This window comes from Arthrobacter sp. PL16 (assembly GCF_035985055.1).
GTDB lineage: Bacteria > Actinomycetota > Actinomycetes > Actinomycetales > Micrococcaceae > Arthrobacter_D > Arthrobacter_D cheniae.
In genome coordinates, this window is sequence record NZ_JAXCIC010000003.1 from 336432 (window position 1) to 352102 (window position 15671).

Genomic DNA, 15671 nt, shown 5'->3' on the forward strand with positions numbered 1-15671 from the left:
CATGAGCGAAGAGAGCAAGCACACCTCCCTGTACACCCGGCACAAGGCGCACGGTGCGGCCTTCACCGACTTCGGCGGCTGGCAGATGCCCCTGAAGTACCGCAGCGAGCTGGAGGAACACCACACCGTGCGGAAAGCCGCCGGCCTCTTCGACCTCTCGCACATGGGAGAGGTCCTCGTCTCCGGTCCCGAGGCCGCGGCGTTCCTCAACTACGCGCTGGTGAGCAACCTCGCGGTCATCCCCGTCGGCAAGGCCAAGTATTCGCTGATCTGCAACGCCGAGGGCGGGGTGATCGACGACCTCATCACCTACCGGCTCGCCGAGGACTCCTTCCTCGTGGTTCCCAACGCCTCGAACGCCCCCGTGGTCGCGGAGGAACTGCGCGTCCGGGCCGCCGGATTCGACACCGTCGTGGAGGACCAGTCCGAGGCCACGGCGCTGGTCGCCGTGCAGGGGCCTGCCGCGGAGGCCGTACTCCTCGACCTCGCGCGTCCGGAAGACGCTGGAACCATCCGAGAACTGAAGTACTACGCCGCGGTGCGGGTGGAACTTTCCGGACTCCCCGTGCTGCTGGCCCGCACGGGCTACACGGGCGAGGACGGTTTCGAGGTCTTTCTCGGCAGCGACGTCGCTGGGCGCCTGTGGGATGCGGCCCTGCAGGCCGGCGAGGTCCACGGGCTCCTGCCGTGTGGCCTCGCGGCCCGCGATTCCCTCCGGCTGGAGGCCGGTATGCCCCTCTACGGGCACGAACTCGGCCTCGAGACGAATCCCTTCGAGGCGGGCCTCGGTCCCGTGGTCAGCACCAAGAAGACCGACGACTTCGTCGGGCGCTCGGTGCTCGAGCCGCTGAAGGCGGTAGAGCCCACGCGGCGACTCGTCGGCCTTCGCGCCGTCGGCCGCCGCTCGGCGCGCGCCGGGTACGACGTCGTCGTGGACGGCGTGCCCGTGGGCACCGTGACGTCGGGCCTCCCCAGCCCCACGCTGGGTTACCCGGTAGCTCTTGCCTACGTCGAGTCCGCCCATGCCGCACTCGGCACCGAGGTGCTCGTGGACCTCCGCGGCCGGCCCGAGCCCTTCACGGTGATCCCCACGCCGTTCTACCGGCGCGAGACGCTTGCCGGGCCCGCGAAGTGACGATCAGCGCGTTCGACCTCTTCAAGATCGGGATCGGTCCCTCGAGCTCGCACACCGGCGGACCGATGACTGCGGCCTACCTCTTCACGGAGGTGCTCCGGGCCGGCGGCCTGCTGGCCGACGTGCATCGCGTCCAGGTGGACCTCTTCGGTTCGCTCGGAGTAACCGGACACGGCCACGGGACGGTGAAGGCTGTGCTGCTCGGTCTGGAGGGGGACCAGCCGCACCTTATCGATCCGACCTCGGCCGATGCCCGGGTGGCTCATATCGGCGAGAGCCGCTCCCTCAACCTCGCTGCGGAGCACCGCATCACTCTCGACCCCGAAAAGGACGTGCTGCTGCACCGCCGGCAGCGCCTCGACTACCACACCAATGGCATGCGCTTCTCGGCATATACAGCCACAGGTGAACTCATGCGGAGCAGAGAATATTTCTCGGTCGGCGGAGGTTTCGTGCTGGATGAGGACCAGATCGGTGCGGAGACGGCGATCCTGAAGCCCGTACCGGTGTCCCACCCCTTCGACACGGCGGATCAGCTGCTCGACGTCTGCCGGACCACCGGCTGGTCCTTCTCCGACGTCGTCCTCGCCAACGAATTGTCCTGGCGCACGGAGGAGGAGGTGCGGGCGGGCCTGCTGGACATCTGGTCCGTCATGCAGGACACCATCCGCAGGGGAACCACCACCGGCGGAATCCTGCCCGGGGGCCTCAGCGTGCGCCGCCGGGCCGAACGCCAACGGCAGCTGCTCGAGAAGGCCGACGATCCGAACGACCGTCTCGGCACCATGGAGTGGGTGACGCTCTTCGCACTGGCAGTCAATGAGGAGAACGCTGCGGGTGGACGCGTGGTGACCGCGCCGACCAACGGCGCCGCCGGCATCATCCCCGCAGTCCTGAAGTACTACGTGGACTTCGTGCCGGGAGCCGACGACGACGGCGTCGTGCGATTCCTCCTGGCGGCCACGGCGATCGGTTCGTTGTTCAAGAAGAACGCCTCCATCTCCGGTGCGGAGGTCGGCTGTCAGGGTGAGGTCGGCTCGGCCTGCGCCATGGCGGCAGGGGCGCTGGCCGAGGTCCTAGGCGGCACTCCCGAGCAGGTCGAGAACGCCGCGGAGATCGGGATCGAGCACAACCTCGGGCTGACGTGCGATCCCGTGGGCGGACTCGTGCAGATCCCATGCATCGAGCGGAATGCAGTCGGTGCGATGAAGGCGATCACCGCCGCTCGCATGGCCGTCCGCGGTGATGGTCAGCACCACGTCTCACTCGACGTCGCCATCAAGACGATGCGTGATACGGGTGCGGACATGATGGACAAGTACAAGGAGACCGCCCGGGGTGGGCTGGCCCTGAACGTCGTGGAGTGCTGACGCTCCGTGATTGACGTGCCTGTTCGGGTCGAGGTCATCCCCGGGAAGGACCTCGTCGAGCGTCTGCGCACCCACCTTGCGGCTCCCGCCGTCGTCACCGTCACGTGTCTGCCGCATCATGGGCCGCGCGAGGCCGTCGAGGTGGCGGTGCAGTTGGCCGATGCGGGGTACACCGTCATTCCGCACCTGGCCGCGCGCTCGATAGGGAACCGTGCCGACGTGGGCCGCTACGTGGCCCAGTGCCTGGACGCCGGCATCAGCGACGTCTTCGTCATCGGCGGCGACGCTGCGGAGGCTGCGGGCCCCTACGCCTGGAGCGGGGCGCTGATGGAGGACATCGCGGAACTGTCCGCCGGTGCGCTGGGCATGGGGATCGCCGTCTACCCGGAGGGTCATCCGGCCACCGGGGACGAGGAGTTGGCGACGGCGCTCCGTGCCAAGCAGGAGCTCGCCTCCTGGTGCGTCACGCAGCTCTGTTTTTCGCAGCAGACACTGAGGGCCTATCCCGCACGCTTGCGGCGCGACGGCGTCACCCTGCCCGTATGGGCCGGAATTCCCGGCCCCGTCCGCATGAGCCGACTGCTGCGCCTGGCCGGGAACATCGGGGTGGGCCAGTCCCTCGGTTTCGTCAAGCGTTCCGCCGGAGGTGCCAATACCGGGTCCGTGGTCCGGCAACTGCTCTCGTCTGCGTCCTACGATCCGGCGCCGTTGGTCGACGCGCTGGACGGCGCCGGCTACGAGGGTTTGCATGTCTACAGCTTCAACGACCTCGCGGAGCTGGCTGCGTCAGGCCTGACCGGGGCGCCCGCATAGATCCCTGTACGCAGTGTCCTGCTGGGTAGGACGACCGCTCAGGCGGTGCCACGGGAGTGCTACGTGTGGTTCAACAGTGGCTTTCCGCGGAGCCGGGACGTGTTGGCTCGAGCTGGGCGTTCCTTCGCTGCATGCGCTTGCCCGGCTAGGACACCAGTGACGAGTTCAGTGAGTGAATCGGAAGGTCGGAGTCCCATGTCTTCCTCAAGTTTTTCCTGGTAGCGCTGGTAATTCCGAAGCGCTGCGGCAGGATTGCCGTGCTGCAACTGACCCTCGATGAGTATTCGGACAGCCGCCTCATACAGAGGTTCGATCTCCAAAGCCGCCTCGGCGGCCGCGCCTGCGGTTTCGCAGTGTCCTTGGTCGAGGGACTGCCTGGCGATGACGGTGAAGGCGCGAAGACGCTCTTGCTGTAACCGGCCCTGTTCGAACACGACCCAGTCGTCATACCAACCGGGTAATAGCCTTGCATCGCGCAGATCACCCAACAGTGCGGCTGCACATACCTCTGAGGTCACGCTCCTGAAATCTCGAAGACGCGCTCGGACAGTGTGCAGATCCACGTCGACCCGGTCGCTCAGGGACAGCATCGGGCCGTCATTCACGATCAGGCCCGGAAGCTGACGGGAAACCAGGTGCATGCTGACCCGTAAACTTTCCAGGGCCTTTGCGTCGGGGTACTCCGGCCACAGCAGACCGACGAGGTGACTTCGAAGGCTTGGGCCCTTCACGGCGAGCGCAGCGACAAGACGCTGCTGGCGTGTAGCGACGTGAACGATCACTCCATGCCTGTAGAGCATCCAGGTCCGCAGAAGGTGGAGTCTGAATTCTCCATAGTCGGAGTTGCCCATGGAACCTGATTCCGGTTCGTCGGAACGATGGGGTGTGCAGGAACTACGATCCTCACCCCGCTGGACGGTGTCAACGGGACCTCGCACTATTTCGCCCCGCTCATTTCCCTGGACTCCTTCAACCTCTGTATCAGCTCGAATCGACTCGGCTGCCGTCCGCAGCGATGGCGACCGCCCGGCGACCGGCTGCGACCGCTCGCCGCCTCGTCGTGGGAGATGCGGGTGGTAACGGCGCAGTAACGCCGCGGTAACGCTACCGGCGGTGCAATGGAACCTCGGCGCCCGCCTCGGTCGTCCGGGCCCGCCGCCAAGGTAGCTGCGAGATACAGCTGCTCCATGGTCGTGGGCGGCAGCACCTTCCACCTGGGAAAGCAGGAATTGTCGATGTCACCTCAACCCCCGGCCGCCGGACCCGTCCCCCATACCGCCGGCGGGCGCCGTCGCACGGCAACGCTAACGGCGCTGCTGTTGTGCGTGGCCGCACTTCCGGCCCCCGCCGCCGCAGCCACCGAAGTATCCCCGGGATCGGCCCAGGAGGAGTCCTCCCAGGGCGGCAATGATTTCCAGCCCGGGACACCCGGGCTGGGTGATTCCTATTTTCCGCTCGACGGCAACGGCGGCTACGACGTCGAACAGTACGAGTTGGATCTGAGCTACGATCCGCTGACCGACGTGCTGGGCGGGACGGCGACCATCACCGCCGAAGCCACACAGGATCTCTCGGCCTTCAACCTGGACCTGGAGGGCCTGACCGTCCGCGAGGTGACGGTCAAGGACCGTTCGGCCGAATTTACGCACGACGCCGGCGAACTCACCGTTACTCCGCCACGAGGTATCAGGGACGGCAGTCGATTCATCACCGAGGTACGCTACGACGGCGTTCCGGAACCCCTCACCGACCAGTTCGGGCAATCCGGATTCTTCCACACCGACGACGGCTCCCTGGTCATCGGGCAGCCGCACGTGGCAGCGACCTGGTTCCCGGTCAATGACCATCCGCTGGACAAGGCCTCCTACACCTTCCGGATCACCGTTCCCGAAGGGCTCGAAGTCGTGGCCAACGGGCGCCTGCGGGACGAACGGACCCGGGACGGCCTCACGACCTGGACCTGGGAGGCGCGCGAACCGATGGCGTCCTACCTCGCCACGGCCAGTGTCGGGGAGTGGGACTTCGATCAGTACGAGGTGGAGGGGATCAACTACCTCGACGCGCTGGACCCCGACCTCTTCGACCCGGTGGCGGAACCGCGGACCGGCACCGATTTCGCCTGGTCCCAGGCAGCGGACAATTCCTACAAACGGCTCACCCGAACCATCACCGTCCCGGCCGGCGGGGCGCAACTGTCCTTCTGGCTGACCCGTGACACCGAGTCCAACTGGGACTTCGTCTTCGTGGAGGCCCGTACGGCCGGTGCCGACGACTGGACGACCCTGCCCGATGCCAACGGGCACACTTCTGAGGAGACAGGCGCGGTCTGCCCCGCGTGGCACGAACTCCATCCGTTCCTGACGCATTATCAGACGGACAACGGTACAGGCGGTTGCACGGCGGCGGGCAGTTCCGGCGCATGGCGGGCTGCCAGCGGTGCCAGCGACGGCTGGGAACAGTGGTCGGTCGACCTGGCCGGCTTCGCAGGCAAGAACGTCGAAGTGTCCATCAGCTACGTGGGTATCACTCCGCGCCCCGGCGTGTTCGTCGACGATGTGGTGGTCTCCTCGGGCGAGGGCAGCACCTCCTTCGAGGACGACGACAATACCCTGGACGGGTGGACCGTACCCGGTCCGCCTGCGGGTAGCCCGGGCAACGAGAACGACTGGATCGTAACGGCCGATTCTCCCCCGGGCATCGGTGAGAACGTGCGGGCCTCCTTCGCCAGACAGCCGGAGATCATCGAGTTCCTCGAAGGCTACTTCGGCCGGTATCCGTTCGGGGACGCCGGCGGGATCGTGGACGACTTCCGGGGGCTGGGCTTCGCTCTGGAGAACCAGACGCGGCCCATCTACGCCAGGGATTTCTTCACCAACCAGCAACTGGGCGATTCCGTGGTGGTGCACGAGCTGGCGCACCAGTGGGTGGGCAACAGTGTCTCCGTTGAGGACTGGCGGCATATCTGGCTCAACGAGGGAAGCACCACTTTCACCGAATGGCTGTGGAGTGAACGCGAAGGCCTGGGAACCGTACAGGAGATCTTTGATTCCTTTGCCTCGATTCCTGCTGACAGTCCGTTCTGGAGCGTCAGGATCGGCGATCCTGGGGCCGACGCACTCTTCGACTACGCGGTCTACGCCCGGGGCGCCATGACCATGCACGCGCTGCAGCAAGCGGTCGGCGAGAAGGATTTCTTCCGTATCCTGCGCGAGTGGGCGCAACTCAACGCCGGCGGCAACGTGTCCACGGACGAGTTCATAACCCTCGCCGAGGAAATCTCGGGCGAGGAACTGAGCCCGCTCTTCGACGAATGGCTGTTCAGCGGCGAAAAGCCGGCCGGTCTGGTGGCGGCGGAGGCGCGCAGCGCGGCACCCGGCACCAGTGCGGCACCCGGCGTCAGCGATGTGCCACCGGCCGTCCGGAGCCTCGAACGCAGGACCGGCGACGGCAAGAGCCGCTGACCCAGCGGCACAACTCCAGTGCGCAGGTAACGCCCTCGCGGAAGGGCGTTACCTGCGGTTCCTGGTTCAGGGAGCCCACCGCGCTCATACCCACCCTGATCGCCCCACGTCCCCCAACCGCTTCACCAGCCATCAAGATGCGGGCCCTCCCGGTCAGGTGGAGAAATGCGTCCGGGCCGGTTCCGCGGAGATACCGGCGACGATCCGCTGGGCGATATCCCGCACCTTCACGTTCTGGGCGTTCGAGGCGCGGTTGAGGATGGTGTACGCCTCGGCCTGGGTGCAGCGGTTCTGGCCCATCACGATGCCGATCGCGATGTCGATGGTCGTCCTCGACTCCATGGCCGCCTTCAGGTTCGACGAGGTGTTGGCGTGCCTGGACACACGGAGCACCATCTGGAGCGCCTTGGCCGCCTGTAGGGCGAAGCCTTCCGCGAGTACCTGGGCACTGCTCGTGAAGGTCTGTGGCTTCGCGGCATAGAAGTTGAGCGCCGCCCCGCCATCGGGTCCGAGGACCAGGGGAACGCCCATCATGGCGAAGAACTCGTGGCCGGCCACCACCTCGAAGTAGTCCGGCCAGCGGCCATCGGTACGGACGTCGTCGACAACCACGGTGCTGCCCGTGCTGATGGCGTGCAGGCAGGGGCCGTCGCCGAAGCCGTACTGGATCTCGTCCAGAACACGCGCCTCGTCGCTACTGCAGGCCACTGTCGTCGCCAGGTTCCGGTGGCGGTAGGTGACCCCGCACTGGACCTCGACCGAGTCACCCAGGACCCGGGAGGAGAGGCTGGCGAGGTCATCGAGGAACTGGTCCACGCTCTCGTTGCTGAGCATGAGGTCCTGCAGTCGAGCGATCGCCGTAGCTTCGTTCTGTTCGTCGTTCACCCGGACATTTTACGGCACCTAGTTAGACTGTCTAGCAAAGACCCGCCCGGCCTACTCCTTCACCACGCGGATGGTCCTCAGGGAGGCGTCGCCCGGGTCGGGGAGCACCATCCCGGCCTCGACGCCGCTTCGCAGGTACCTCACCGCGGCCTCGTTGATGCGCTCGCCGGGCAGGAAGACGGGGACACCCGGGGGATACGGCGTCGCGAGTTCCGCGACGATCCGGCCGACCGAATCCTCCACGGGGATATCCTCGACCGGTCCGAAGAAGGCATCGCGCGGCAGCATGACGGTCTCCAGATCCAGTTCGCCCTCATCGGGAATGCCGGCAGTTCTCCCGCAGCCAGTCGTGGGCCTGGTAACCGGTGATCCGCAGGCCGGACACGTCGACCAGGATGTGCATGATGTCGAGATCCTTCGAGGCCTCGTGGGAGGTGAGCTCCTCCTCGAGCACGTGCAGGCCGGGCAGTTCCTCGATCTGTTCCCGGACACGGCGCGTGAGGGCCAGGGCGCGGTCGATCATGTCGTGCCCGTCCTGGACCATCTGGCGTCGCCAGCCGTCCATCGCCGCATAGATCAGGGTGCTCGCGCTCGTGGTCGCGAGGAAGTCCGCGCAGTGCGCGAGCCGGATTGGGTCCACGAGATCTCCCTGGAAGTGGAAGACGGAGCCCTGCTCGAAGCCTGTGCCCATCTTGTGGACGCTCACGACGCAGACATCCGCACCGGCGGACATCGCCCAGGTGGGGGTGTCGGAATGAAAAGGAAGCTGAGCCCCCCACGCCTCGTCGATGATCAGCGGCTTGCCGCGGTCGTGACAGATTTTGGCGATCGCCTCGATGTCGGCGCAGGTCCCATAGGGCGTCGGGCTCACGATGAGCGCAGCTGACGCATCAGGGTATTTCTCCCACATCGCCTCAACCTCTCGGGGAGTGGGCGGATGGGCGAGCTTCAGCTCGTTGTCCCAGCTCGGGCGGATCCACCGGGGCTGCAGACCGCCGAGCACGAGCGCTGACACCATGGACTTGTGGGCATCGCGGCCGATCAGGATCTCGCCTTCGCCATGGGTGACGGCAAGGATGGCCGACTTCACGGCCAGCGAGCTGCCGCAGGTGGAGAAGAACGTCATATCCACTCCGACCGCGTCCGCCATGAGGTCCTGGGCCCGCTGGAGGTAGCCGTGGGACGTCGTCCTGTCATCGAGCCCCGAACTGGCGAGGACGTCGGACTTGAAGGTCTGCTCGCCAGGTTCCCTCGATCGACTACTAAGCATACTGATCGATCAAACCTGTCAAGCAGGTCAGGGCACGTCAAGGAGGAATTGGCGCACCGCTGGCAGCCCCTCTGTGTAGGGCGGGTCGGGTGACATAAGAACGGCCGTCCAGAAGGACCGCCGTTCTCGGTGGTTCGGAAAGATCAGGGGCCGTCGATCAGACGATGGCGGCTGTCGGCTTCTGCCGCTGCGGAGCGAGTTCACCGACGATGCCGTGCAGAAGGCTGCGCAGCTCGAAGGACTCGAGGCCTTCTCCGACCATCAGGGTGCGCTCGATGTCCTCGGCCTGAGCGAGGGCGTGGGTACCGGCAGGGCTGATGGTGATCCGCTGGCTCCGGCGATCGATGCTGTCACGGATGCGGGAGATGAAGCCCTGGCGTTCGAGCTTCTCGATGGTCTTGCCGATGGTCTGCGCCTGGACGTGCACCGCGAGAGCGAGTTTTGCTCCCGTCATCGTGCCCTCGCGGGAGAGGACACCGAGCGTCGTGTAACCGGCGTGAGTGATTCCGATGTTCAGCAGCCTCTCGTTCCACGCGTGGTCGACGAGACGTGCGGCAGTAGTGAGCAGGCGGCTGGTTGACCACTCTTCCAATTCGGACATGCGATGTTCCTCCAGAGGACTTGGAACACCCGGCCGGTACTGCTTACCAGCTCGGCCGGGTGTCGTGTCGTTGCAGCTGATCGGTGAAACAACGGACGGAACCAACTGTTGTACGTCTACTATGCGCCCCAATCTTCAAGTTCTACCGCCGACCCGTCCGAAGCTTGGGTCAAGGGGCGCGCTCCGGTCCTCGTGGACCGCCGGCTGAAGGCCGCGATCTCCGCCGCGACAGCGCCCGCGGCAGAGTGCTGCACGACGTGTGGCTGGCCCCCGATCTCGACCAGGGCACCGTCCTGGGCACGGTCCGCGAGTTCCCGGCACCACCGCCGTCGCGCTACCGGATCCCGTCCGCCTCGGATGATCAGCACCGGACAGCCCACGCGCTCGACGGCACGCTCCAGCGGGTATTCCATCATGGGTACCAGCTGGCGCATGTACCAGCGGAGTCCCGTCCGCACGTAGTCCGTGTACACGATCAGGTTGGCGGATGCACTCTCGCGAAACGTGTCCTGCCCGAGCGACACCGCCTGCTGCATCACGGTGCGTCGAAGCCGATCGACGACCGGCCCGATGAGAACGATCCGCTCCACGACGGCGGGTGCCTGAAGGGCGGTAGCTGTGACGAATTGCACACCCATCGAGTGCCCCACCAGGGTGCAGGAGCTGATGCCCAATACGCCGAGCGTCCCGATGATCAGTGCTGCGTGGTCCTCCACGCCGAGGTGCACGCGCGGTTGCGGGTCCCGACCGAAGCCGGGCAGGTCCAAGGAGTGCACGACGGCGTCAGCCGCCAGTGCGCCGCGAAGCCGGTCGAGATAGCGGTGGGTCATGCCGAGGCCGTGGACGAGGACGTAAGGACCCCGGGGCGGCGACGAGTCCTCCGGTCCCGGCGTGGAGTGCACGCGGACCGTGAACCCGTTCACCTGCGCGGTGGAGAGGCTGGCGGAGGACATCCGGGAATTCTACGGTGCCGGGCAGGCCTCTGGAGAAGCCGGAAAAGTATCGCGCCTGGCCCTGCCCGGGACCGATGTATGAAATTCTTGGATCATGTCCGTTACCCCGCAGCAGCGCACGGCGCTGATCGTCGAGGACGATCCGGATATCCGTGAACTGCTCTGCACCACGCTGCGCATGAACGGCTTCACCATCGTCGAGGCGTCCTCCGGACACGAAGGCCTGCTGGCCGTGCGGGAGCACCAGCCCGACCTGATCACGCTCGACCTCAACCTTCCGGACCTCGACGGCGTCGAGGTGTGTCGTCAGTGCCGGGCGGTGAGCGATGCCTACATCGTCATGGTGACCGCCCGGCAGGACGAGATCGACCGGCTGGTCGGCCTCGAAACCGGAGCGGACGACTTCCTTGGCAAGCCCTTCAGCCCACGGGAGCTCTCGGCGCGGGTGTCGGCGATGTTCCGCCGTCCCCGCACGGGCGCGGCGATGGCGGCGGCGTCGGGCACGATGACGGGCGGACAGCCGACCGCAGGTACGACGGCGGTGCCCGAGGTCGGGAGCCGATTCGCAGGCAACGAGATGCTCCGCCACGACGGCCTCCTGATGGACGTCGAGGGACGCGTCGTCACCCTGGACGGCCGGGAGCTCGCGCTGACCCGTATCGAGTTCGACCTCCTCGAGACCCTCATGACCGGTTCCCAGCGCGTCTGGACGAGGGAAGCACTGCTCAGCCGGGTGTGGGGAGACGGCTGGAGCCAGGACCACCACCTCGTCGAGGTCCACATCCGGAACCTGCGGAAGAAACTCGGAGAGGACCGGACCGCCCCCCGGTTCATCCGCACCGTGCGTGGAGTCGGTTACCGGATGATGCCGGTCGACGCCCAGCGCTGAGTGCGGGCGCGCGTGCAGCCGGCTCGTTCCTGGATGGAAGACTGGAGGGGTGGCACACCTCGACATCTCCGGCATCGACTACTTCCTTTCCGACGGCAGGCAACTGCTCAACGGCGTGTCCTTCAAGGTCGGTGACGGACACAAGACGGCGCTGATCGGCCCGAACGGCACCGGCAAGACCACGCTCCTGCGTATCGTCTCCGGTGACCTGGTGCCCGACGAGGGCTCAGTCAGCCACTCCGGCACCATGGGCATCATGCGGCAGTTCGTCGGACAGGTGCGCGATGACACCACGGTCCGCGACCTGCTCGTCACCGCAGCCCCGCCGATCCTGTCCGCGGCGGCGGCAAGGATCGATGCCGCAGAACTGGCCATGATGGAAGCCGACGACGAGCCCACGCAGATGGCATACGCGCAGGCGATCGCCGACTGGGGCGATGCAGGCGGCTACGAGCTGGAGACCACCTGGGACGAGGTCACCATGGCGGCGCTCGGCGTCCCCTTCGACCGGGCCCAGTACCGGGCAGCGTCGTCGCTCTCCGGCGGTGAGCAGAAGCGGCTGGTGCTGGAGGCCCTGTTCTCCGGTCCGGACCAACTCCTCCTCCTTGACGAGCCGGACAACTACCTCGACGTCCCCGGCAAGCGATGGTTGGAGGCGAAGCTCCGCGACTCGAAGAAATCCGTGCTCTTCGTCAGCCACGACCGCGAGCTCCTCGCCAACGCGGCAACGCGCATCGTCACCCTCGAGCCCGGGGCCCTCGGAGCGTCGTCGTGGACGCACGGCGGTGGGTTCAAGACCTACCTGAAGGCGCGGGAGGACCGGAACGCGCGATTCGAGGAACTGCGCAAGCGCTGGGACGAGGAGCACCTCAAGCTCAAGGAACTCGTCAACATGTACAAGAACAAGGCTGCGTTCCGCTCCGACATGGCCAACAGGTATCATGCCGCGCAGACGCGGCTCGCGAAATTCCTCGAGGCAGGGCCGCCCGAAGCGATCCCCCTCGAGCAGAACGTCTCCATGCGGCTGCAGGGCGGACGAACCGCCAAGCGCGCCGTCGTGGCCCAGAAGCTCGAGCTGACCGGCCTCATGAAGCCGTTCAGCACGGAGGTCTGGTTCGGGGACCGTGTCGGGGTGCTCGGCTCCAACGGCTCCGGCAAGTCCCACTTCCTGCGGTTGCTGGCCAGTGGCGGCTCGGATCCGGACAAGGAGCACATGCCGGTGTCCGACGTCGATATCGCGCCGGTTCCGCACGAGGGCTCCGTGAAGCTGGGTGCGCGGATCCGGCCGGGCTTCTTTGCGCAGACGCACTCGCGCGCCGACCTCCTCGGGCGCACGCTCATCGACATCCTCCACCGCGGTGACGAGCACCGGTCGGGGCTGGGCCGTGAGGCCGCCTCCGCCGTACTCGACCGCTACGGGCTGGCACCGCAGGCCGAGCAATCCTACGATTCGCTGTCCGGGGGCCAGCAGGCCCGCCTGCAGATCCTGCTGCTGGAACTCTCCGGCGCCACGCTCCTGCTGCTCGACGAGCCGACGGACAACCTGGACCTGCACTCGGCGGAGGCACTGGAGCACGCCATCGACGCGTTCGAGGGAACGGTCATAGCCGTGACGCACGACCGCTGGTTCGCACGGAGCTTCGACCGGTTCCTCGTCTTCGGCGCAGACGGCAAGGTCTATGAGACGAAGGAACCCGTCTGGGACGAGAGCAGGGTGGCCCGGGCGCGCTGAACTGCGCTCGTCCACACGCTACCCACAGGGTTATCCACAATCGGTGGATAAGTTCGACGGGAATTACCACGCGCCGCGCCTTCCGCTGTGCGCAGTGCGTCCTTGTACAGTGAACGGCGGCGTCGACGGATGCCGGAGCCGACCGGAACGGGGGATCGATGGAGACGGGCGCGACAGGGCTATCAGCTGATGCACCGGTGTCAGCGGATGTACTCAGGGTTCCCTCGAAGGCCCGGCGTGTCAGGGCGACCGCCCTCGGTGGCGCCGGTGTCCTCATCGTCCTGATCGCGGGATTCGTCACCGTCAACGTCGTCAATACCTCTGCGTTCGGGCCCCACCGGCCGGTCGAGGCCTACCTCGATGCCCTTGTGGCGGGGGACGCCGACCTGTCCCGCACCCTCATCAGCAGCGGTGTGGGTGAGGACGAGGACGCACTCCTGTCCGACGCCGTCTACGGTGAGGCAGGGGGGCGCCTCTCCGGCTACGAGGTGCAGGACGTCTCCACCACCGACGGCACGGCCACTGTGACGGCCGATGTGGTGCAGGGAGGGTTGACCACGAGCGTCGACTTCACCCTCACGCGCACCGGAAGGGCGGCGCTGCTCTTCGACGAGTGGCGACTGGACGGCCCCGAGCCAGTCCGGGACATCAGCATGGTGGTTGCCGAGGACCTTCAGGCCGTCACCGTGAACGGTGCGGAGGTGGCACTGCCCTCGGGCGGAACCGGGCCCTACGCCGGCCTGAGGTCGGTCGCCCTGCCGGCGCTTCCCGGGGACTATGTCGTCTCGCCGCCCGCGCCGTCCACCTACCAGTCCTACGGCGACGAGCAGCGGATCACGGTGTCGGTGGACGCCGACTCCGCCCCGAGCGGCGTCCTGTTCCGGGCCGAAGCGACGCCGGCAGCCGAGTCCGAGGCGATCGCCAGGGTCACCGAGAGGCTGGCCGCATGCGTAGCCAGCACGGAGCCGGCCCCGGGAGGATGCCCCAACCGGTCCTTCATGTTCGGCGATCCGGAGGACGTCAGGGGCCCTCGCTGGACACTCGACAGGGAGCCCACCTTCGTGTTCGAGGAGTCCTACGAGCCCGGCGTGTACGGTCTCAGGTCCGTTGACGCCGAGGCCACGTTCTCGTACGAGCGCAACACGGAGTTCGACCGCACCAAGCCGCCGCGGTGGGAGCGCGCGGAGGATACGCAGACCCTGCTGATCAGTGCGACGGTGACGGTGGCCGGCGAGGAGCTGCAGGTGGAGCTGGACCAGGGCGTTCCGTGGAAGCGTCCCGTTTGTGGCCCGCGGCGTGTCCGCCTACGGTTGCTTAGGTGAAGCCAGCCGTCCGAGCCGCAATGTTCGCCACCTACGCCATCTTCGGGCTGAACGGTCTCGTTTTCGCGAGCTGGGCCGCACGGATCCCCGCCGCCTCGAACACCCTCGGCCTGGGCTCGGGCCAGACGGGCGCGCTCCTGCTCGTGGGCGCCATCGGTTCGGTCCTGTCCCTTCCCCTCGCCGGCATCCTCGCCGCGAGGTTCGGCACCGCCGGCACCGTCCGCATCGGTGGGGCCGCTGCTGCCATTGCGGCAGGTGCCGTGGCGATGGGCCTGGCCGCCGTGTCGGTGCCCCTGGTGGCCGTGGGCCTGTTCCTGTTCGGGTGCGGGGTAGCGCTCTGGGACGTGGGCCAGAACATCGAGGGGGCCGACGTCGAGCGCCTGGTCGGCCGGACCATCATGCCGCGATTCCATGCCGCGTTCAGCGGAGGGGCTTTCGTGGGGGCGCTGGTCGGGGCGGGTCTGTCCGCGCTGGGTGTGGGTCTCTCGGTGCACCTCGTCGCCGTTGCCGTCCTCAGCCTCACCGTCTCCTTCTGGACGCCCCGCCACTTCCTGCCCGAGGCGACGTCGGCCGGATCAGGGACGGCGCACGACGGCGCCCGCGGCAGGGGGTTCGGGGCGTGGGGCGAGCCGCGCACGCTGCTGATCGGCCTCGTGGTGCTCGGGGCCGCCCTGACCGAGGGGGCTGCGAACGACTGGGTCGCCAAGGCCAGCGTCGACGGACTGGGCACCAGCGAGAGCACGGGCGCGATCATGTTCGCCGTGTTCGTCGCGGCGATGACGGCGCTGCGCTTCGTGGGCGGAGGACTGATCGACCGCTTCGGTCGCGTGCGGGTGCTGCAGGCAAGCCTCGGTACCTCCCTCGTGGGGCTCGTGGTGTTCGTGGCCGCGCCGGGCGTGCCCCTCGCCGCCTTCGGAGCGATCCTCTGGGGTGCGGGTGCTGCCCTCGGTTTCCCCATGGGGATGTCGGCGGCCGCTGATGAGCCCGAGCGAGCGGCAGCGCGCGTCTCCGTCGTCTCCACCATCGGCTACACGGCATTCCTCGCAGGTCCACCCCTCATCGGTTTCCTCGGCGATGTCGTCGGTATCCGGAATGCGTTGCTCGCCGTCGGGATCGCGGTCCTCGCGTCCTTTCTGGTGGCTCCGGCAGCTCGCGAGCGGGCCGCTCTTCCCGCCACACCATTGCGGACAGCTTCTGACCAACGGCACTAGGAAAGCCCTGCCTGCGGTCCTAGCCTTTC

Annotated in this window: 14 protein-coding genes; 8 read left to right on the forward strand and 6 right to left on the reverse strand. The window is 67.1% G+C overall.

The genetic code is table 11. From position 1 onward, the window contains the following. The first annotated feature begins 1 nt into the window (after position 1). From gcvT to RCH21_RS08785, 3 genes are read left to right on the forward strand one after another with little or no spacing between them, the layout of a single operon-like run. Positions 2–1135 (forward strand): glycine cleavage system aminomethyltransferase GcvT, encoded by a 1134-nt coding sequence (gene gcvT / locus RCH21_RS08775; RefSeq protein WP_326964036.1) that lies wholly within the window; start codon positions 2–4, stop codon positions 1133–1135. Beyond that, positions 1132–2505, forward strand: a complete 1374-nt coding sequence (locus RCH21_RS08780) for an L-serine ammonia-lyase (protein ID WP_326964037.1) — start codon at positions 1132–1134, stop codon at positions 2503–2505. The genes gcvT and RCH21_RS08780 overlap by 4 nt, the downstream gene beginning before the upstream one ends. A 6-nt stretch (positions 2506–2511) precedes the next feature. Further along, entirely contained in the window at positions 2512–3318 is an 807-nt protein-coding gene (locus RCH21_RS08785) for a methylenetetrahydrofolate reductase (RefSeq protein WP_120149852.1), read from the forward strand. A gap of 59 nt (positions 3319–3377) precedes the next feature. Here RCH21_RS08785 and RCH21_RS08790 read toward each other — a convergent pair whose 3' ends face one another. Then, complete coding sequence (locus RCH21_RS08790) at positions 3378–4169, reverse strand: AfsR/SARP family transcriptional regulator (protein WP_326964038.1); 792 nt, start codon at positions 4167–4169, stop codon at positions 3378–3380. Between the two features lie 384 nt (positions 4170–4553). On the opposite strand from RCH21_RS08790, the gene RCH21_RS08795 reads away from it, so the two are divergent. Further along, positions 4554–6779, forward strand: a complete 2226-nt coding sequence (locus tag RCH21_RS08795; protein WP_326964039.1) for a M1 family aminopeptidase — start codon at positions 4554–4556, stop codon at positions 6777–6779. A gap of 153 nt (positions 6780–6932) precedes the next feature. On the opposite strand, the gene RCH21_RS08800 is transcribed toward RCH21_RS08795, so the two are convergent. From RCH21_RS08800 to RCH21_RS08820, 5 genes are all read right to left on the reverse strand, one after another. Continuing rightward, complete coding sequence (locus tag RCH21_RS08800) at positions 6933–7664, reverse strand: GAF and ANTAR domain-containing protein (protein ID WP_120149850.1); 732 nt, start codon at positions 7662–7664, stop codon at positions 6933–6935. Between the two features lie 51 nt (positions 7665–7715). Beyond that, a complete protein-coding gene (locus RCH21_RS08805) occupies positions 7716–7952 on the reverse strand; it encodes a hypothetical protein (protein WP_326964040.1) in 237 nt (78 codons plus the stop codon). 25 nt (positions 7953–7977) lie between these two features. Beyond that, positions 7978–8934 (reverse strand): aminotransferase class I/II-fold pyridoxal phosphate-dependent enzyme, encoded by a 957-nt coding sequence (locus RCH21_RS08810; protein ID WP_326964041.1) that lies wholly within the window; start codon positions 8932–8934, stop codon positions 7978–7980. Positions 8935–9091: 157 nt separating this feature from the next. Continuing rightward, the gene (locus RCH21_RS08815; protein WP_120149849.1) at positions 9092–9535 is read right to left on the reverse strand and encodes a MarR family winged helix-turn-helix transcriptional regulator; all 444 of its coding nucleotides are present in this window, start codon (positions 9533–9535) and stop codon (positions 9092–9094) included. 119 nt (positions 9536–9654) lie between these two features. Continuing rightward, positions 9655–10488, reverse strand: coding sequence for an alpha/beta fold hydrolase (locus tag RCH21_RS08820; RefSeq protein ID WP_326964042.1), 834 nt, complete (start codon positions 10486–10488; stop codon positions 9655–9657). A gap of 94 nt (positions 10489–10582) precedes the next feature. Here RCH21_RS08820 and RCH21_RS08825 point away from each other — a divergent pair, with 94 nt between their 5' ends. From RCH21_RS08825 to RCH21_RS08840, 4 genes are all read left to right on the forward strand, one after another. Beyond that, the gene (locus RCH21_RS08825; protein ID WP_326964043.1) at positions 10583–11377 is read left to right on the forward strand and encodes a response regulator transcription factor; all 795 of its coding nucleotides are present in this window, start codon (positions 10583–10585) and stop codon (positions 11375–11377) included. 49 nt (positions 11378–11426) lie between these two features. Beyond that, positions 11427–13109, forward strand: a complete 1683-nt coding sequence (locus RCH21_RS08830) for an ABC-F family ATP-binding cassette domain-containing protein (RefSeq protein ID WP_326964044.1) — start codon at positions 11427–11429, stop codon at positions 13107–13109. 197 nt (positions 13110–13306) lie between these two features. Continuing rightward, the gene (locus RCH21_RS08835; RefSeq protein WP_326964045.1) at positions 13307–14431 is read left to right on the forward strand and encodes a hypothetical protein; all 1125 of its coding nucleotides are present in this window, start codon (positions 13307–13309) and stop codon (positions 14429–14431) included. Positions 14432–14451: 20 nt separating this feature from the next. After that, positions 14452–15642 (forward strand): MFS transporter, encoded by a 1191-nt coding sequence (locus tag RCH21_RS08840; protein ID WP_326964158.1) that lies wholly within the window; start codon positions 14452–14454, stop codon positions 15640–15642. Positions 15643–15671: the final 29 nt, after the last annotated feature.

Coding starts and splice junctions, on each gene's coding strand:
- gcvT (WP_326964036.1), top strand. CDS start 2: ATGAGCGAAGAGAGCAAGCACACCTCCCTGTACACCCGGCACAAGGCG.
- RCH21_RS08790 (WP_326964038.1), bottom strand. CDS start 4,169: ATGGGCAACTCCGACTATGGAGAATTCAGACTCCACCTTCTGCGGACC.
- RCH21_RS08795 (WP_326964039.1), top strand. CDS start 4,554: ATGTCACCTCAACCCCCGGCCGCCGGACCCGTCCCCCATACCGCCGGC.
- RCH21_RS08805 (WP_326964040.1), bottom strand. CDS start 7,952: ATGCTGCCGCGCGATGCCTTCTTCGGACCGGTCGAGGATATCCCCGTG.
- RCH21_RS08810 (WP_326964041.1), bottom strand. CDS start 8,934: ATGCTTAGTAGTCGATCGAGGGAACCTGGCGAGCAGACCTTCAAGTCC.
- RCH21_RS08815 (WP_120149849.1), bottom strand. CDS start 9,535: ATGTCCGAATTGGAAGAGTGGTCAACCAGCCGCCTGCTCACTACTGCC.
- RCH21_RS08820 (WP_326964042.1), bottom strand. CDS start 10,488: ATGTCCTCCGCCAGCCTCTCCACCGCGCAGGTGAACGGGTTCACGGTC.
- RCH21_RS08825 (WP_326964043.1), top strand. CDS start 10,583: ATGTCCGTTACCCCGCAGCAGCGCACGGCGCTGATCGTCGAGGACGAT.
- RCH21_RS08840 (WP_326964158.1), top strand. CDS start 14,452: ATGTTCGCCACCTACGCCATCTTCGGGCTGAACGGTCTCGTTTTCGCG.